The following is a 16,570-nucleotide window of genomic DNA, read 5'->3' as shown; positions in this document are numbered from 1 at the left end:
GAAAAAATTGGATATAAGTCCGAGACGTACTTCTCTACCGCGTCTCGGACCACGCAGGCCACGGATACTTTCTTCTCTATTGCTATACGCTCGAGTTCAGCATAAAGGTCCGCCAGAAACGTAATTGACGCACTTGACACACGAGTGGGAGAGGGAGTCGCGTTGCGACTGATGTACCAGATTACACCAACCCAGTGCAAATGGAAATAACGTCCAGATCCTGCACCCTACGTGCCCAAGGGGTTAAAGTGCGGTGAAAAAGACACTGGCTCACAAATTGCCTACCTAAAGGCATACCCTCCTAACGGATAAAGTAGCAATATGGTAGCAACGAAACAAGAGGAACGACTAGATCTTGAATTAAGTCTTTGAATGATTGGTAGGCCGTGGCAGATTCGAACTGCCGACCAACGGATTAAAAGTCCGCTGCTCTACCGGCTGAGCTAACGGCCCACAGGTGCGAGGGGACGTGCATTATACCGACTCCCTCTCCCGATATAAAGTTTTTTGACCGCCTTGTAGAGCAATCGGTCTTGTAAACAGCTGCTCGAATTGCGTTTCATCACAGAACCGCTTTTGTTATTCTGTGCGGAGGCTTGTTGAAGGAAATAATTTTTGAGCAGCGATGTGATCGTGATGGGTGGCGGAATTGCCGGACTTGCCACCGCGTGGGAATTATTGCGTTCGGGCGCGACAGTTACCGTACTTGAGCGCAATCTTTGCGGTCAGGAAGCATCCTGGGCGGGTGCCGGCATACTCTCGCCGTTGTTGCCATGGGACTATCCGGAAGCGGTTACACAGCTTACACAGTTTAGTGCTCACCTGTTTCCCCGATTTGTTGAAGCGTTGCAGGTGGAAACGGGTGTCAATCCGGAATATCAGGCCAGCGGCATGCTGGTGCTGCCCGATTCTTCCTCCCAAGCCTATGTCGAAGCGGGGACGTTTGATAAGTACAGCCGGCTGCTTCTGGCCAAGCGCTGGTGCGCTCGTCACGCCATACCCGTGCAGGAGGTTCAATCCCGGCAAATAGCCCCTTCGCTCATACGCGACACGGCTGCGCTCTGGCTGCCCGAAGTATGCCAGGTAAGAAATCCACGTTTGCTGCAGGCGTTGATAAAGGCGGTGAAGGTGCTTGGCGGTAAAGTCGTCGAGCATGCCGAAGCTGCCGGCTGGAAGATCGAGCGCGGATACGTCCAATCCATCAGTACCGTGGCAGGCGAGCGTCATTCCGCAGGGCAGTATGTGGTTGCCGCGGGAGCATGGAGCAGGCGGCTTCTGGCCGAGCATGCGGCAGCGCTGGAAGCTTGGCCGGTCCGCGGCCAGATTCTGTTGTTCAAGGCTCAGCCAGGATTGCTCGAGCCGATGGTGCTCGACGAGCGGGACAATTTTTATCTCATTCCCCGCCGGGACGGACACATACTTGCAGGCAGCACCCTGGAGGAAGCCGGTTTCGACAAAAGTACGACGCCCCAAGCGCGGGAAACATTACTTGCAAGGGCGCAAGCCCTGGTTCCTGTTCTTGCTGAAGAGAGGATCGTCGCGCATTGGGCAGGTCTGCGGCCAGCTTCACCTCATAACATACCTGTGATTTCCGTGCATCCAGCGATCTCCAACCTGTATCTCAACAGCGGTCATTATCGCTATGGTGTCACCATGGCGCCCGGCAGCGCGCAGCTTATCGCGAACATGATTCTGGGCAAACTCCAGCCGCTCGATGTGGCGTCCTATCGGTGGCCGATTTGAACCCAGTAAGCTTGAATCCAATAAGTCCGATTATCGACCAGGGAAGCCGCTGCGGAACTCATTCTTGTCGGCTTTATGCTGGAGACGGGGGGTGATAACATTGCACCACTTCAGTAAAGGACTTAACAAAGAACTCAGGGCATAGAATTATGGCTGGTCACAGCAAGTGGGCTAATATCAAGCACAAGAAAGCCGCGCAGGATGCGAAGCGTGGCAAGATTTTCACCCGTCTCATCAAGGAAATTACCGTTGCCGCGAGACTCGGCGGCGGAGATCCGAACAGCAATCCTCGATTGCGACTGGCTGTCGATAAGGCTTATGAACAGAACATGCCCAAGGAAAACATCGAGCGTGCGATCAAGCGCGGCAGTGGCGATCTGGAGGGGGTGAATTACGAAGAAATACGTTACGAAGGTTACGGCATTGCCGGTGCGGCTGTGCTGGTCGATTGCATGACTGACAATCGCGTGCGTACCGTGGCAGACGTGCGTCACGCTTTTACCAAATACGGCGGTAATCTCGGCACGGATGGTTCGGTAGGTTTTCTTTTCAAGCACTGTGGCCAGTTGCTGTTTGCCCCGGGCACGGACGAAGACAAGCTGATGGAAGTAGCCCTGGAAGCCGGGGCCGAGGACATTATCGCCAATGATGATGGCAGCATCGAAGTCATCACCGCGCCGTATGAATTTGTTGCGGTGAAGGAAGCGTTGGAAAAAGCAGGGTTCAAGGCAGAACTCGCCGAAGTGACCATGAAGCCCGTCAATGAAACCGAATTGACCGGGGACGATTCGGTAAAAATGCAAAAGCTGCTCGATGCTTTGGAAAGCATCGACGATGTACAGGAAGTCTATACAACCGCGGTGATCGACTGAGCAGGCTTTTTTTTGCCAGGAAAATAAAAAGGCAATAAAATCCGTATATTAGGCATAGACCCAGGCCTGCGGCTAACCGGTTTTGGAATCATCGACAAGACCGGTGGCAAACTGGTCTACGTCAGCAGTGGCCGCATCAGGACAGTTGAGGGTGAATTGCCGGTGCGCCTCAAATCCATCATGGATCACCTCAACGAAGTCATCGCAGAGCACAAGCCTGACCATGTCGCGATCGAGCAGGTGTTTGTCAATGTCAATCCCAAATCTACCTTGATGCTCGGGCAGGCGCGCGGAGCGGCGATATGCACGGCAGTGCTGAATAACCTGTCCGTTGCAGAGTATACGGCGCTACAGATCAAGCAGGCGGTGGTCGGCGAAGGCCATGCCCGGAAAGAACAGGTGCAGGAAATGGTAAGACGGCTATTGCGCCTCACCGGCCAGCCTGCGACGGATGCCGCCGACGCCCTTGCCTGTGCTATTTGCCATGCCCATGGGGGGCTGGGACTGGGTACCCTGTCGACCGCCGGTTACCGGGTAAAACGGGGGCGCCTCATATGATCGGCAGAATAAGCGGACTCCTGCTGGAAAAATTTCCCCCGCTGGTGCTGGTTGACGTCCAGGGGGTGGGCTATGAGATCGACGTACCCATGAGCACGTTCTACAACCTGCCGGCCGTCGGGACGCAAATCACGCTCCACACTCATTTCGTCGTGCGCGAAGACGTGCATTTGCTTTTCGGTTTCGCTACGGAAGGAGAGCGGCAGGCTTTTCGCCAGCTCGTAAAAATTTCCGGTGTTGGGGCGAGAACCGCGCTTGCTTTGCTATCCGGTTTGAGCGTGGCTGACTTGCATCAGGCTGTGTCCGATCAGGATCCTGCCCGTCTGATCAGGATTCCCGGCATTGGCAAGAAGACAGCCGAGCGTTTGCTACTGGAATTGCGCGACAAACTTGACCTGGCCGTGTCCGCGATTCCGGGCGCAGCGGGAGCCCGGCGGCCCTCAACGATGGGAAGCGATGTGCTGAATGCCCTGTTGTCTCTAGGGTATAATGATCGTGAGGCCAATTGGGCGGTCAGTCAGCTATCCGTGGATCTTTCCGTTTCGGACGGCATAAGACAGGCATTGAAGCTCTTGTCAAAAGAGAAATAACGTCTTTGTCGGCAGTGGAGAAATCCCATCCTTATTACCGCTCCGGTCGCCGATTTCCTGATATGAATTTGCCCTTTCAATACGATCAGCAGAAAACCTGGCGGAGATAGCCGCTTTTTGAATTGGGAATGATAGAAACAGACCGCTTGATCACCCCCGCGCCTCTCTCCTTCAAAGAAGAGGATCTGGAGCGGGCGCTGCGGCCGAAGCATCTGGCCGAATACATAGGCCAGGAAAAAATTCGCGGACAGTTGCAGATATTCATCGAGGCGGCCAGGCGGCGCAGGGAAGCGCTCGATCATGTACTGCTGTTTGGTCCGCCCGGTCTTGGTAAAACCACCCTTGCGCACATCATTGCCAAGGAGATGGGCGTGGGGCTGCGCCAGACCTCCGGCCCGGTGTTGGAACGTCCAGGCGATCTTGCCGCTCTGCTGACCAATCTCGAACCCAACGATGTTTTGTTCATAGATGAAATCCATCGTCTCTCTGCGGTCGTGGAGGAAATTCTCTATCCGGCCCTGGAGGATTACCAGCTAGACATCATGATCGGCGAAGGCCCTGCGGCCCGTTCGGTCAAGCTTGATTTGCCCCCTTTTACCCTGGTCGGCGCGACGACCCGCGCTGGCATGTTGACAAATCCGCTGCGTGATCGTTTTGGCATCATCTCGCGCCTCGAATTTTACTCTGTCGAAGAACTCACCCAGATCGTTATGCGCTCCGCTGCCTTGTTGGGAGCAGACATCTCTTCCGATGGCGCCACTGAAATTGCGCGCCGTTCGCGTGGAACGCCTCGCGTTGTCAATCGTCTTCTACGACGTGTGCGTGACTTCGCAGAAGTCAAGGCGGAGGGCCGTATCAACCGGCAGGTGGCCGACGCTGCCCTGCTCATGCTGGACGTGGATGCAATCGGACTCGATGTGATGGATAGAAAGCTGCTCCTCACCGTAATGGAAAAATTCGGCGGCGGTCCGGTCGGTGTCGATAACCTCGCCGCCGCCATCAGCGAAGAGCGCGGAACCATAGAAGACGTACTCGAGCCTTACCTGATCCAGCAAGGGTATATGAAGCGTACGCCGCGCGGACGGATGGCGACGTCCATCGCGTATCAGCATTTTGGTCTGGCCCTGCCAAGGAATGGACTCAGCGGGGATTTGTGGGATGAGAATCAGTAGTAAATTTCCCGTGATGCAATCGTGGCAGCCGGCAAACTGGTCGCAATGTCGGCATTGATTTCTCAATTGATCAGATAGAGATGGCTTACTCAGGTCCCGAGATTCCCTTTTCTTTACCCGTCCGCGTCTATTATCAGGATACCGACGCAGGTGGTGTGGTTTATCATTCAACTTATCTCGATTTCATGGAGCGTGCCCGCTACGAGTGGTTACGCGAATTGGGGTTCAATATTCATTCATTAAGTCAGATTCATAAGGTGATTTTCATGGTACGTTCGCTTGGCATTGAATACTTTAAGCCGGCCCTGCTGGATGACCTGCTGCACATTACGACGCACGCAGCGGAATTGGGCAGAAGCCGCATCACGATCGGGCAACGGGTCTTGCGGGGCGATGTTACGCTAGCTGCCGCTACCGTGCAGGCGGTGTGCGTAGGAGTGGATAGTCTGAAACCGGTGAGCGTCCCTGCTGCCTTGCGCCTCAAGCTTGGAAAATTATCATGAGTCCGACTGTTAGCCAGGATATGTCCCTTTTTCAGCTCGTCGGCAGCGCGAGCTTGCCGGTGCAGCTGGTGATGCTGTTGCTGGTGATCGCTTCACTGATGTCATGGTGGTACATCTTTCGCAAACTGTTTGTCATCCGCGAGGCGGAGAGACAGTGCGATGAATTCGAGAATGTTTTCTGGAAAGGAACCGATCTCAACGCGCTTTTCCAGAGCGCTGCTGCTTCCCGTCATACCGCAGGCAGCATGGAACGGATCTTCGAGGCGGGTTTCCGGGAATTCATGAAGCACAGGCGTCAGCCGGGAATGGATACCGGCACGGCCATGGACAGTACCCGTCGTGCCATGCGCGCGACCTATCAGCGCGAAATGGATCGTCTTGAATCGCATCTCTCGTTCCTTGCGACGGTCGGCTCCGTGAGCCCGTATGTGGGATTGTTCGGTACCGTCTGGGGCATCATGAATTCATTTCGCGGTTTGTCCAATGTCGCTCAAGCCACCATCGCCCATGTTGCGCCGGGGATTGCCGAGGCGCTGATTGCCACCGCCATGGGCCTGTTTGCCGCGATCCCCGCGGTTATCGCTTATAACCGCTACGCCAGCAGTATGGACAGGCTGGCCACGCGGTTCGAGAGCTTCATGGAAGAAATGTCGAATGTTCTGCAGCGCCAGGCCGGCGGTTAGGAACGTGAATAGGATAATTTTGGAGAGCGGAGACTGTGACTGAGCGGCGCGCCAGAAGGCGCCTGATGAATGAGATAAACGTAGTACCCTACATTGACGTGATGCTGGTGCTGCTCGTCATTTTCATGATCACGGCGCCCCTTATCACTCCGGGCGAGATTGAGCTGCCGCAGGTTGGCAAGTCGCTGTCCCCGCCGGTTGCCCCGCTCGAGGTGATTGTCAAGGCCAACGGTGTTCTGGCACTGAATGATCGCTCTGCCAGAGAGGGCGAGAAGCAGGTCAGTCGTAAGGAGCTTGTTGAGGTGATCAAACAGAAACAGGCGGCAAATGCCGAGCAGCCGGTGGTGATTGCCGGCGACAAAAATGTGCGCTACGAGGAAGTGATGAACGTAATGGATATTCTGCAGCAGCAGCAGGTGAAGAAGGTGGGACTGCTGGCCAGGTCGAAATGAGCACACCTCTGAAAATTCGAATTTGTAGTTATCTTTGCAGTCGCCCGTTGCAAGCTTTCGTTGCTCGCAAAAGACGTGTTTCTGGACGTGCTTCTGCTCATTCAGCGTATTTCGACGCTGGAACTTGTGTTTCCCCCCAGATTGCTGAATGAGCGCGCTTGTAAGTTTGAGTTAGACGCCCACAACGAATACGAATGCCATGGCGTTGAGAAAATTCGTTCGACCTGAACCAGGGCGAGTGCCGGCGGCAGTGCTGGCAGTGCTGGTTCACCTCGTTTTTTTCGCTTTCCTGATTTTCGGCCTCAATTGGAAAACCGAGTCACCGGAAGGGATGATGGTAGATTTATGGAGCAGCCTTCCACCTGCACCGGCAAAGACAGCGCCTCCCCCGCCGCCCAAGCCGATTGAGCCGGCTCCGGAGGTAAAGCCACCTGAAACAAAACCGCTGCCCCAACCGGAACCCCTGCCAAAGCCGGAAACACCGCCTCCCTCTAAACCTGATATCGCCATAAAGGAAAAAACCGAGAAACCCAAGCCGGAAAAAAAACCGTTAGAAAACAAGCAGCAACTGGAGAAAGAGCGTAAGGAAAAAGAACTGCAGGAGAAAAAGGAACAGGAGCAGAGGGAAAAAGAACGGAAGGAAAAAGCCGAGAAGGAGCAGAAAGAAAAGGAGCGCAAGGAAGAAGAACAAAGAGAAAAGGAGCGGAAAGAGAAGGAACAGAAGGAGAAGGAACGGAAGGAAAAAGCTGAGAAGGAACGGAAAGAGAAGGAGCGCAAGGAAGAAGAACAAAGAGAAAAGGAACGGAAAGAGAAGGAGCAGAAGGAGAAAGAACGAAAGGAAAAAGCCGAGAAGGAACGGAAGGAGAAAGAACAGCAGGCGCGGGTTGCAGCAGAAGTGGAGCAACTTCGGCGCGAACAGGAAGAACGCGACAGGCTTCAGGCTGAGGCGGCAGCGCAAGCGCGACTGGCGAAGGAGATTGACGAATATAAAGCGAGAATCCTGGCCAAGATAAGAAGGAATATCGTAATGCCGCAGGATCTGCCTGGAAATCCGGTTGTCGAGTTCGATGTTACTGTGCTTCCGGGGGGTGATATCCTCGATGTCAGGCTGCGCAAGAGCAGTGGATTCACCGCTTTCGATAGTGCGGTAGAGCGGGCTATTGCTTTGTCCAAGCCGCTGCCGCTGCCGCCCGATCCCGCGCTTTTTCCGAAGTTCCGCAACTTGAGTGTCAAGGTGCATTACCTTGAATGACTGGTATAATCTATTGTTTCGAAATTAACTTATGGTCATTGCTATGCTGCCCATGCCGTCCTGCTCGCATAAACTTTCCGGCTATGCTGCCGTTTTGTTCTTTTTGTGGCTGGTCTGCTCGCCAGTGCAGGCCGCTCTCAACATCGAAATTTTCGGTGGAGGCGCCAACCAGATTCCTGTCGCGATAGTTCCCCTTTCGGGAGAGGAGAGACTGGGTGCGCAAAGCCTTACACCCGTCATTTCGGCGGATCTGCAACGTACAGGATTATTTAAGCTGGTCGATACCGGGGGACTGCGACCGCATGAACCGGTCGAGGTTTCGTTCCCGGATTGGATCAATCGGGGTGCAAGCGCGCTCGCCATTGGTACCGCGATACCCGTCTCCGGAGGACAGATATCGATCCGCGTGCGGTTGCTGGATGTGGCAAGGCAGGCAGAATTGGGAAGTTATGTCGAGACAGTGCCACCGGAGCAGCTGCGCGCTGCCGCCCACCGCATTGCCGACATGATCTACGAAAAGCTGACCGGTGACGTCGGCGTGTTCAGCACTCGCATTGCCTACGTGATCAAACAGGGAAAGAAATACTCCCTCCAGGTGGCAGATGCGGACGGGTTCAATGCCCAGCCAGTCATCGAATATACGGAGCCGATCATATCGCCGTCCTGGTCCCCGGACGGCACCCGGCTTGCATATGTATCTTTCGAGAACAAGAAGCCGGTGGTTTACGTTCAGACCCTTGCGACCCGGACACGCAAGGCGGTCGCAAATTTCAGGGGAAGCAATAGTGCGCCGGCATGGTCCCCCGATGGTAAGAAGCTTGCGGTTGTGCTATCTGTAATGGGTGGGTCGCAAATCTTTCTGATCAACTCCGATGGCGGAGGACTCCAGCGCCTTACTCAAAGTTCCGGCATCGATACCGAGCCAAGTTTTTCGCCGGACGGCCGTTATATCATTTTCACCTCTGACCGTGGAGGCAGCCCTCAAATTTATCGGATGCCTGTCACAGGAGGCGTATCCAAGGTTGCGGAACGTCTTACTTTCGAAGGAAGCTACAACGTGAGCCCGCGTTACAGTCCTGATGGAAAAGGTTTTACTTTTATCCATCGCGGCGGCGATAGATTCAACGTCGCGATTCAGGACTTTACGACCGGCCAGGTGCGGTTGCTCACGGATTCGAAATTCGACGAATCGCCAAGCTTTGCCCCTAACGGCAGAATGGTTCTTTATGCAACTGAAATACGAGGTCATGGTATATTATCCGCGGTTTCGAGTGACGGGAGAACGCGACAACAGCTTTCAACGCAGACGGGTGATATAAGAGAACCGGCGTGGGGTCCGCTAAGGCGTCTGCAGTAATTCCAGTGTATTTTTGGCTAACCTAAAAGGGAATAGAAATGAAAAAAGTTTTGGGCGTGTTATTGATCAGCCTGTTGACGGCATGCGCCAGCCAGACAAAGCAACCCGGCGACGCGGATATGGAAGATAGGGATCGATCCAGGGATGCTGCTGCCACGCAAAGGGAGGGCATGCAGGCTGAGGATTACACATCCCCAACCCTCAATCCGCTTACCGATCCGAATAGCATTCTTTCCAAGCGCAGCATTTATTTCGATTTCGACAGCTATGTAGTAAAGGATGAATTCAGATCTCTGGTCGCGGCACATGCGAAGTATCTGCGTGAGCATCCCAATGCCAGGGTGTTGCTGCAGGGACACACGGACGAGCGCGGGAGCCGCGAGTATAACCTGGCGTTGGGTCAGCGCCGCGCGGACGCGGTCAAGTATGCAATGACGCTATCAGGTGCCCAGGAGGGGCAGATTGAAGCCGTGAGCCTCGGCGAGGAAAAACCCCATGCAATGGGCCATGACGAGGCTGCATGGGCTGAAAATCGCCGCGTGGATATCCGTTATCAGGGTGAATAACCATGCTCCAGCGCACTTTCCTGCTGTCGGTTCTGATTGTCTGTGGTTCGGTTCATGCGAGAACCTTCGATGATGACAGGGCGCCGCGCCGCATGGTCGCACAGCAGGCGATGGGCGAACTGAGGAATCAGGGACAAACGTTGGAATCTCGTGTTAGCAGGCTCGAAGAAGATCTCGGTAGCCGGCCATTACTGGAACTTCACAACCAGATAGAAAGCCTGCGGCTCGATATGAACAGATTACAGGGCCAGATAGAAGTGCTGGTCAATGAAAATGAACTGGCGCAGAAGCGGCAGCGGGATTTCTACGTTGATCTCGATAACCGGCTCAGGCGGTTGGAGCAGGCGGAAGGAGCCGATGGGATGACCGCGCCCAGGTCGGGAGTATCCTCCCCCGCTGCATCCAGCTCCGCCATTGATTCCAACGCAGCTCCGAATTCCAGTCAGGGAGTGAAAGCAACTGCGTCCGCTGCTGCCCCTGCCGTTTCGTCCGAATACGGTACGCCTGCCAACAGGAATCCTGTCGCCGATGGCTCCGATGGCCGCGCCTATGAGAGCGGATACGATCTGTTCAAGACAGGCAAGTACAAGGAAGCCATATCCAGTTTCAACAGTTTTCTCAGGTCTTATCCCGAATCAAGTTTTGCTGCCAGCGCCCACTACTGGATCGGAAATTCCTTTTATGCATTGCGCGAGTTCAAGAATGCTGTTGCCGCACAGGAAACGCTGATCAAAATCTACCCGGACAGTTCCAAAGTACCGGATGCGATGCTCAACATAGCCAGCAGCCAGTTGGAGTTGAATAAAAAAGATGCCGCCCGGACAACTCTGGAAAGCGTCATCGTCAAATATCCCGGCAGCGACGCAGCAGACAAAGCCAAACGGCGGTTAACCAGTATCAAATAGCGGTGTGTGCCGGCAGGACATTTTCCTGCCGACTTCCGTCCTGTATATATGGTTCAGACCCTGTCTCCGGATTTCCCACATCTGTCCAGGAAGATTCCATCTTCCGCGGAAGCGGCAAGCCTGCGGGTCAACGAGATTTTTCTATCCCTGCAGGGAGAAACCAGTCGTGTAGGACTGCCGACTGTTTTCGTCCGGCTCACCGGTTGTCCCCTGCGTTGCGGCTACTGTGATACTGCTTATGCATTCCATGAGGGCGAGCGCATCTCCCTTGCCACTATTCTGTTGGAGGTGGCAAGGCACGGGGCGCATCATGTTACCGTAACAGGGGGCGAGCCTCTGGCTCAAAAAGAGTGCTTGACTTTGCTTCGGTTGCTGTGTGATGCGGGTTATTCGGTATCGCTGGAAACCAGTGGTGCCCTGGATATATCCAAAGTGGATGAGCGCGTGTCCAGAATCCTGGACCTCAAAACACCCGGTTCCGGAGAGGCGGAAAAAAATCTCTGGAGCAACATTCAGTACCTTACAAGCCATGACGAGGTAAAGTTTGTGCTCTGTGACGAAGGCGATTACCGGTGGGCGGTCGAGATGATGGGTAAGCATCGGTTGGACCGTACTTATCCTGTATTGTTTTCTCCCGTCCATGGCGAACTGGACCCGATTGTCCTTGCGGAATGGATCTTACGGGATCGGTTGCCCGTACGCATGCAGGTTCAGTTGCACAAATTGCTGTGGGGGGAAGGGCCGGGACGATAACAGGTACTAAACGGGGTAAAATAGACTGCGTCGTGACTCGTTTTTTACAACTTTATGGTTAAGGGAGTCGTGCTGCTGTCAGGGGGTCTGGACTCGGCCACCGTCCTTGCTATCGCTCGCCAGCAAGGATATGAGTGTTATGCCTTGAGTGTGAGCTACGGCCAACGCCACGGCGCGGAGCTCGCAGCGGCAAAAAATCTTGCCCACTCCTTGGGTGCCGCCGCCCATAAAGTCATTCAATTGGATCTTTCCACATTTGGGGGCTCCGCGCTTATCGACAAAGAGCGTGAAATTCCAACGGGTGGGGTTACGCCCGGCATCCCCAGCACTTACGTACCCGCGCGTAATACCATCATGCTTTCCCTTGCCCTGGCCTGGGCCGAAGTGCTGGGGAGCGGGGATATTTTCATCGGGGTTAACGCAATTGACTATTCTGGCTACCCCGATTGCCGCCCTGAATATATCGAAGCCTTTGAGACGATGGCGAACATCGCGACAAAAGCCGGGACTGAAGGGGCGCGCTTCACTATTCACGCGCCTCTCATGAACTTATCGAAGGCGGAGATCATAAAGAGGGGATGCTTGCTGGACGTTGACTACAGTATGACCGTCTCCTGCTATCAGGCGGACGATGCCGGACTGGCTTGCGGCGTATGTGATTCCTGCCGGTTGCGACGGGCGGGCTTTGAATCGGCGAATGTCCCTGACGTAACGCGTTATCATGCAGGTTTCCAGCGGGCGACTGCTCCCTGATACTCAAACAGAAGGTATTCAACACCTTGCTTGTTTCATGATTCCCTGGCTCTCGTCTGATTCACCTTTCCCTCCCCTGCACACCGCGCTCATTCAGCCCAATGGCCTGCTGGCAGTAGGAGGCGATCTCTCGCCGCGTCGGCTTATCGAGGCATACAGCCAGGGAATTTTTCCATGGTTCAACGATGGCGATCCCCTTCTGTGGTGGAGTCCCGATCCGCGGATGGTGCTGTTTCCGGGGGAGCTTAAAGTATCTCGTTCGCTGCAAAAATCGCTGCGAAAGGGTAATTATGAAATCCGTACCGACAGGAATTTCACCCAGGTCATGCAGGCCTGTGCTGCACCGCGGCGAGACGGTTGCGGAACCTGGATACAGGATGAAATGATTTTCGCCTATAGCGTGTTGCATGAAATGGGCTTCGCCCATTCCGTGGAAACCTGGATGGACGGCAAATTGGTAGGAGGACTATATGGAGTTGCGCTGGGACGAGTATTCTTCGGTGAGTCCATGTTCTCACGCGTTTCCGATGCTTCCAAAATTGCATTTGTGCATCTGGTGCGGCAACTGGAGCGATGGGGATTTGAAATGATCGATTGCCAGATGAAAACCGCCCATCTTGCGTCCCTCGGCGCGCGTGAAGTCCCTCGCAAGGAATTTAGTCAAAGATTGAAAGAATTGGTAAACTATATGGAACGAGGCGAAAAATGGTGTTTCGATCATGAGCAAGTTGAATGATCTTCCTGCATCCACGCTGCAGTTCTACACTACCGCGTCTTATCCATGCAGCTATCTTCCTGAGCAGCTGGCGCGCTCGCAGGTAGCAACTCCCAGTCATCTGATTGACACCATTGTTTATGGCGGCCTCGTGCAAGCTGGTTTTCGTCGCAGCGGGGCTTTTACTTATCGTCCTTTTTGCGACAATTGCCGCGCCTGCCTTCCGGTGCGTGTGGTAGTTGACAGCTTGGCGCTCCGCCGAAGCCAGCGCCGTTCCTGGGATCGACATCGGCATCTGGTTGCGACTCAGCATGATTTATATTATCACCCCGATCACTATGCATTGTATCTCCGTTATCAGGCTCAACGCCACTCGGGGGGCGGCATGGATCGGGATAGTCGTGAGCAGTACCGGCATTTTCTGCTGCCCAGCAACGTCGATTCGAAACTAGTGGAATTCCGGGAAAACGGCGTTTTACGGATGGTCAGCATCATCGATGAGCTGCCTGACGGAATATCGTCGGTCTATACATTTTTCGACCCGGATGTGCCGGGCGCGAGTTTTGGTACCTATAATATTTTGTGGCAGGCGCGCCAGTGCCGTGAATTGAAGCTCCCTTATCTTTACCTCGGCTACTGGATCAAGGATAGTCGAAAAATGGCGTACAAAGCGGCATTCAGGCCATTGCAAGCGTTAATCAATGGCCAATGGGAGCCTCTGGAAAATATCTCCGATTACCCTGCCTGCACTTTCCCCTGAAACACCGCTTTATTCACCGCTTAATTTACCGCGTTGCCGCCCGGATAGCCGCTGCCCGTTTAGCCAGCGGCTCAGCCTTATGGGGATAACCAATTTCCCTATACAGCTGCGCCAGGTTTTCCAGGCTCGTCGCCACGTGCGGGTGATCCGGGCCGAGCGTTTCTTCCGAGATGAGTAGCGCACGGCGAAACAGCGGTTCAGCGTGAGGATATTTACCCTGGTCCTTATATAGTCCGCCGAGATTATTCAAACTCAAGGCGACATTGGGATGATTCGGTCCGAAAGCTCTTTTCGTGATTGCAAATACACGCTTGTATAACGGTTCAGCTTTCACATACTGCTTCTGAGCATTGTAAAGCAAGGCGAGATTGTTGAGACTCATGGCCAGGTTGGGATGGTGGGGGCCTCCCGTTTTTTCCAATATTGTCACTGCCCGTTTAAGGAGGGGTTCGGCCTGAGGATATTGTCTCTCCGCCTGATATAACTGCGCCAGATTGTTCAAGCTTGCAGCGACGTTGGGATGCTCCCCTCCGAAAGCTTTCTCATCGATCGCCAGCGCGCGCTTATAAAGCGACTCGGCTTCCGCATAATCCCCTTTGTTCCGGTACAGCATGGCCAGGTTATTCAGCGTTGCCGCCACTTCCGGGCTTTCTGCGCCCAATGATTTTTCAAAAATTGCCTGCGCACGCTTGAGAAGCGGCTCCGCCTCCTTATAGTGCCCCTGAGCACTATGGATCATGGCAAGGCTGTTGAGGCTGGTAGCGATATCCGGATGATCCAGCTCCAATCCCTGTTCTGCTGCTTGCAGCGCCTTCTTCGCCGCTACCGCCGCTCCTTTATAGTCTCCCTGCTGATAAAGTGTTTCCACCTCATCATTGAATTTGTCCCATAATGTGGCGGCGCGAGCAGTTCCCGAAAATAAAATGAGAACCAGGATCAGAGAAAGGTGCTGCAACTTCATGAATGCTCCTGTTCAAGACTGATGTAACCGATATCACCGGGTAGGGTCTTCAATATGACAGGCATGGCGTCTGAACCTCGCCTGCCGCCTGTTATCATGGATCACAACTCGGTATAGACCGGATCAGGTAACAAGCGTTCACCCCGGCGGCAATGGTAAAATGAATAATGCTTTACTCATTGCTCCGTCCGCTGGTATTTGCCCTCGAACCCGAAACCGCGCATCGTATTGCCTTCAATGCGATGGAGACGGCACATCGACTTGGGCTCTACCATGGCCATCCCGTGCCCTGCCATTCTCGCAGCATAATGGGGCTGACTTTTCCCAACCCTGTCGGCCTGGCAGCGGGATTGGACAAGAATGGCGAACATATAGACGCGCTGGCGGCCCTTGGATTCGGATTTATCGAAATTGGCACAGTCACGCCCCGCCCCCAGCCGGGAAATCCGAAGCCCCGATTGTTTCGCCTACCGCAGGCAAATTCCATTATCAACCGCATGGGCTTCAATAATAACGGTATTGAGCGTCTTGTCGCAAACGTGAAGACGATGGACTACAAAGGCATTCTGGGAATCAACATCGGGAAAAACTTCGACACGCCGGTAGAAAAAGCCGTGGATGACTATCTGATATGCCTGCAAAAGGCGTATCGCTACGCCAGTTATATCACCGTCAACATTTCTTCTCCAAATACCCCTAATCTTCGGCAACTGCAACAGGCCACCGAACTGGACTCCTTGCTCGCCACGCTGAAACTGAATCAGCAGCGTCTGGCTGACGAACATGGGAAATACACGCCATTTCTGGTGAAAATCGCTCCTGATCTCGAGTTGCCGGAAATCGATTCCATCGCCGCACTGTTGATGAAGCATCGGATTGACGGTGTTATTGCCACCAATACCACCCTCTCCCGGGCAGGTGTGGAAACACTTTCCCATGGACGGGAAGCGGGCGGATTGAGCGGCGCGCCGCTTGCAAAACGCGCGACATCAGTCGTCGCGCGCCTCCACCATGCCCTGCAAGGGACTCTGCCCATTATCGGGGTGGGCGGCATCATGGATGCGGCCGGCGCTACCGAAAAAATCGAGGCCGGCGCTAGCCTGATACAGGTATACAGCGGCCTCGTTTATCGCGGCCCTCATCTCGTACGTGAGATTGCACAGGTACTGTGCAATGCAGATGGGGGACGTCTCGATGTCGCCAGTTCGACATGAAAGACATTTCTCTGGCAGAGGAAATTGACGCCATCCTTCCGCAAACCCAATGCCGACAGTGCGGGTTTTCGGGTTGCAGGCCTTACGCCGAAGCAATTGCAGAGGAGCGGGCACAGATCAACCAATGTCCCCCGGGTGGAGAAGACGGCATCCATCAACTGGCTCGACTGCTGGGGGTAGAGCCCCTTCCTTTGAATACAGCTCATGGCGTGTTCAAACCGAAGGAGGTGGCATTGATTGATGAGCAAGCGTGCATAGGTTGTACCTTATGCATACAGGTCTGCCCGGTGGATGCGATTGTGGGGGCGGCGAGACAAATGCATACGGTTATTTCCGGGGAGTGCACCGGCTGCTCGTTATGCCTGGAACCCTGCCCAGTAGACTGTATCCAGATGGTTCTCCCGAAGGAGCGTTCATCGAGCGCAGAGATCGGCGTTCACGTTGCGTGGACTGAACCGGACCATCAAGACTACGCAGTGGAAAAGGTGGAAAAAAAGAAAGCAGCCGACCGTGCACGCGCGCGCTACCAGTTGCGGTTGCAGCGGCTGGAACGCGAGAAACAGGGAAGGGAGGAAAGGCTGGCAAAAAGAACCGAAGCAACAGTCACCATGGCGCGTTTATCATCCGCGGCCAGTCTGAAAAAAGTCACCATTCAGGCGGCGCTGGAGCGCGCAAGAGGTGCCAAGGCGCAGGCATCGCCCGGAATATCAAAAAAGGAGGACTGGAGTGACAGAACGTCAGACATTTCTTCCCGCTGATTC

At 54.4% G+C, this 16,570-nt stretch carries 19 protein-coding genes and 1 tRNA gene; 18 read left to right on the top strand and 2 right to left on the bottom strand.

Annotated elements, in window-relative coordinates:
- Nucleotides 1–377: 377 nt before the first annotated feature.
- Nucleotides 378–453 (bottom strand) — tRNA-Lys (locus BMW46_RS12195).
- 162 nt (nucleotides 454–615) lie between these two features.
- Between BMW46_RS12195 and thiO the strand changes: the two genes are divergently transcribed.
- The 16 genes from thiO to BMW46_RS12115 all read left to right on the top strand — a co-directional run bounded on the left by thiO (nucleotide 616) and on the right by BMW46_RS12115 (nucleotide 13,634).
- Entirely contained in the window at nucleotides 616–1,743 is a 1,128-nt protein-coding gene (gene thiO, locus BMW46_RS12190; RefSeq protein ID WP_081355791.1) for a glycine oxidase ThiO, read from the top strand.
- 149 nt (nucleotides 1,744–1,892) lie between these two features.
- Nucleotides 1,893–2,615, top strand: a complete 723-nt coding sequence (locus BMW46_RS12185) for a YebC/PmpR family DNA-binding transcriptional regulator (RefSeq protein ID WP_074708941.1) — start codon at nucleotides 1,893–1,895, stop codon at nucleotides 2,613–2,615.
- A gap of 39 nt (nucleotides 2,616–2,654) precedes the next feature.
- The gene (ruvC, locus tag BMW46_RS12180; RefSeq protein ID WP_074708940.1) at nucleotides 2,655–3,173 is read left to right on the top strand and encodes a crossover junction endodeoxyribonuclease RuvC; all 519 of its coding nucleotides are present in this window, start codon (nucleotides 2,655–2,657) and stop codon (nucleotides 3,171–3,173) included.
- Nucleotides 3,170–3,763 (top strand): Holliday junction branch migration protein RuvA, encoded by a 594-nt coding sequence (gene ruvA / locus BMW46_RS12175; protein WP_074708939.1) that lies wholly within the window; start codon nucleotides 3,170–3,172, stop codon nucleotides 3,761–3,763. Before ruvC ends, ruvA begins: the two co-directional genes overlap by 4 nt.
- A gap of 128 nt (nucleotides 3,764–3,891) precedes the next feature.
- Complete coding sequence (gene ruvB, locus BMW46_RS12170; RefSeq protein WP_074708938.1) at nucleotides 3,892–4,935, top strand: Holliday junction branch migration DNA helicase RuvB; 1,044 nt, start codon at nucleotides 3,892–3,894, stop codon at nucleotides 4,933–4,935.
- Between the two features lie 80 nt (nucleotides 4,936–5,015).
- Nucleotides 5,016–5,438, top strand: coding sequence for a tol-pal system-associated acyl-CoA thioesterase (gene ybgC, locus BMW46_RS12165; RefSeq protein WP_074708937.1), 423 nt, complete (start codon nucleotides 5,016–5,018; stop codon nucleotides 5,436–5,438).
- Nucleotides 5,435–6,121 carry a protein TolQ gene (gene tolQ / locus BMW46_RS12160; RefSeq protein WP_011381996.1) on the top strand — a complete coding sequence of 229 codons (687 nt, stop codon included), beginning with the start codon at nucleotides 5,435–5,437 and terminating at the stop codon, nucleotides 6,119–6,121. The genes ybgC and tolQ overlap by 4 nt, the downstream gene beginning before the upstream one ends.
- A 65-nt stretch (nucleotides 6,122–6,186) precedes the next feature.
- Nucleotides 6,187–6,573: a protein TolR gene (tolR, locus tag BMW46_RS12155; RefSeq protein ID WP_074708936.1), complete on the top strand. Its 387-nt coding sequence runs from the start codon at nucleotides 6,187–6,189 to the stop codon at nucleotides 6,571–6,573.
- A gap of 199 nt (nucleotides 6,574–6,772) precedes the next feature.
- A complete protein-coding gene (gene tolA, locus BMW46_RS12150) occupies nucleotides 6,773–7,825 on the top strand; it encodes a cell envelope integrity protein TolA (RefSeq protein ID WP_074708935.1) in 1,053 nt (350 codons plus the stop codon).
- A 31-nt stretch (nucleotides 7,826–7,856) separates the two neighbouring features.
- Nucleotides 7,857–9,182: a Tol-Pal system beta propeller repeat protein TolB gene (tolB, locus tag BMW46_RS12145; protein WP_081355790.1), complete on the top strand. Its 1,326-nt coding sequence runs from the start codon at nucleotides 7,857–7,859 to the stop codon at nucleotides 9,180–9,182.
- 38 nt (nucleotides 9,183–9,220) lie between these two features.
- Nucleotides 9,221–9,748, top strand: coding sequence for a peptidoglycan-associated lipoprotein Pal (pal, locus tag BMW46_RS12140; RefSeq protein WP_074708934.1), 528 nt, complete (start codon nucleotides 9,221–9,223; stop codon nucleotides 9,746–9,748).
- A 2-nt stretch (nucleotides 9,749–9,750) separates the two neighbouring features.
- Nucleotides 9,751–10,653, top strand: coding sequence for a tol-pal system protein YbgF (gene ybgF / locus BMW46_RS12135; protein WP_074708933.1), 903 nt, complete (start codon nucleotides 9,751–9,753; stop codon nucleotides 10,651–10,653).
- A gap of 48 nt (nucleotides 10,654–10,701) precedes the next feature.
- A complete protein-coding gene (queE, locus tag BMW46_RS12130; RefSeq protein WP_256377056.1) occupies nucleotides 10,702–11,406 on the top strand; it encodes a 7-carboxy-7-deazaguanine synthase QueE in 705 nt (234 codons plus the stop codon).
- Nucleotides 11,407–11,460: 54 nt separating this feature from the next.
- A complete protein-coding gene (gene queC, locus BMW46_RS12125; RefSeq protein WP_074708932.1) occupies nucleotides 11,461–12,159 on the top strand; it encodes a 7-cyano-7-deazaguanine synthase QueC in 699 nt (232 codons plus the stop codon).
- Nucleotides 12,160–12,196: 37 nt separating this feature from the next.
- The gene (gene aat, locus BMW46_RS12120) at nucleotides 12,197–12,895 is read left to right on the top strand and encodes a leucyl/phenylalanyl-tRNA--protein transferase (RefSeq protein ID WP_074708931.1); all 699 of its coding nucleotides are present in this window, start codon (nucleotides 12,197–12,199) and stop codon (nucleotides 12,893–12,895) included.
- Nucleotides 12,879–13,634: an arginyltransferase gene (locus BMW46_RS12115; RefSeq protein WP_074708930.1), complete on the top strand. Its 756-nt coding sequence runs from the start codon at nucleotides 12,879–12,881 to the stop codon at nucleotides 13,632–13,634. The genes aat and BMW46_RS12115 overlap by 17 nt, the downstream gene beginning before the upstream one ends.
- A 25-nt stretch (nucleotides 13,635–13,659) precedes the next feature.
- On the opposite strand, the gene BMW46_RS12110 is transcribed toward BMW46_RS12115, so the two are convergent.
- Entirely contained in the window at nucleotides 13,660–14,595 is a 936-nt protein-coding gene (locus BMW46_RS12110; protein ID WP_074708929.1) for a tetratricopeptide repeat protein, read from the bottom strand.
- A gap of 167 nt (nucleotides 14,596–14,762) precedes the next feature.
- Here BMW46_RS12110 and BMW46_RS12105 point away from each other — a divergent pair, with 167 nt between their 5' ends.
- Nucleotides 14,763–15,809: a quinone-dependent dihydroorotate dehydrogenase gene (locus tag BMW46_RS12105; protein WP_074708928.1), complete on the top strand. Its 1,047-nt coding sequence runs from the start codon at nucleotides 14,763–14,765 to the stop codon at nucleotides 15,807–15,809.
- Nucleotides 15,806–16,567, top strand: coding sequence for an electron transport complex subunit RsxB (gene rsxB, locus BMW46_RS12100; protein WP_074708927.1), 762 nt, complete (start codon nucleotides 15,806–15,808; stop codon nucleotides 16,565–16,567). The genes BMW46_RS12105 and rsxB overlap by 4 nt, the downstream gene beginning before the upstream one ends.
- Nucleotides 16,568–16,570: the final 3 nt, after the last annotated feature.

The sequence above is a fragment of the Nitrosospira multiformis genome (genome assembly GCF_900111585.1).
GTDB lineage: Bacteria > Pseudomonadota > Gammaproteobacteria > Burkholderiales > Nitrosomonadaceae > Nitrosospira > Nitrosospira multiformis_B.
This window is presented reverse-complemented; position numbering and strand designations above follow the sequence as displayed.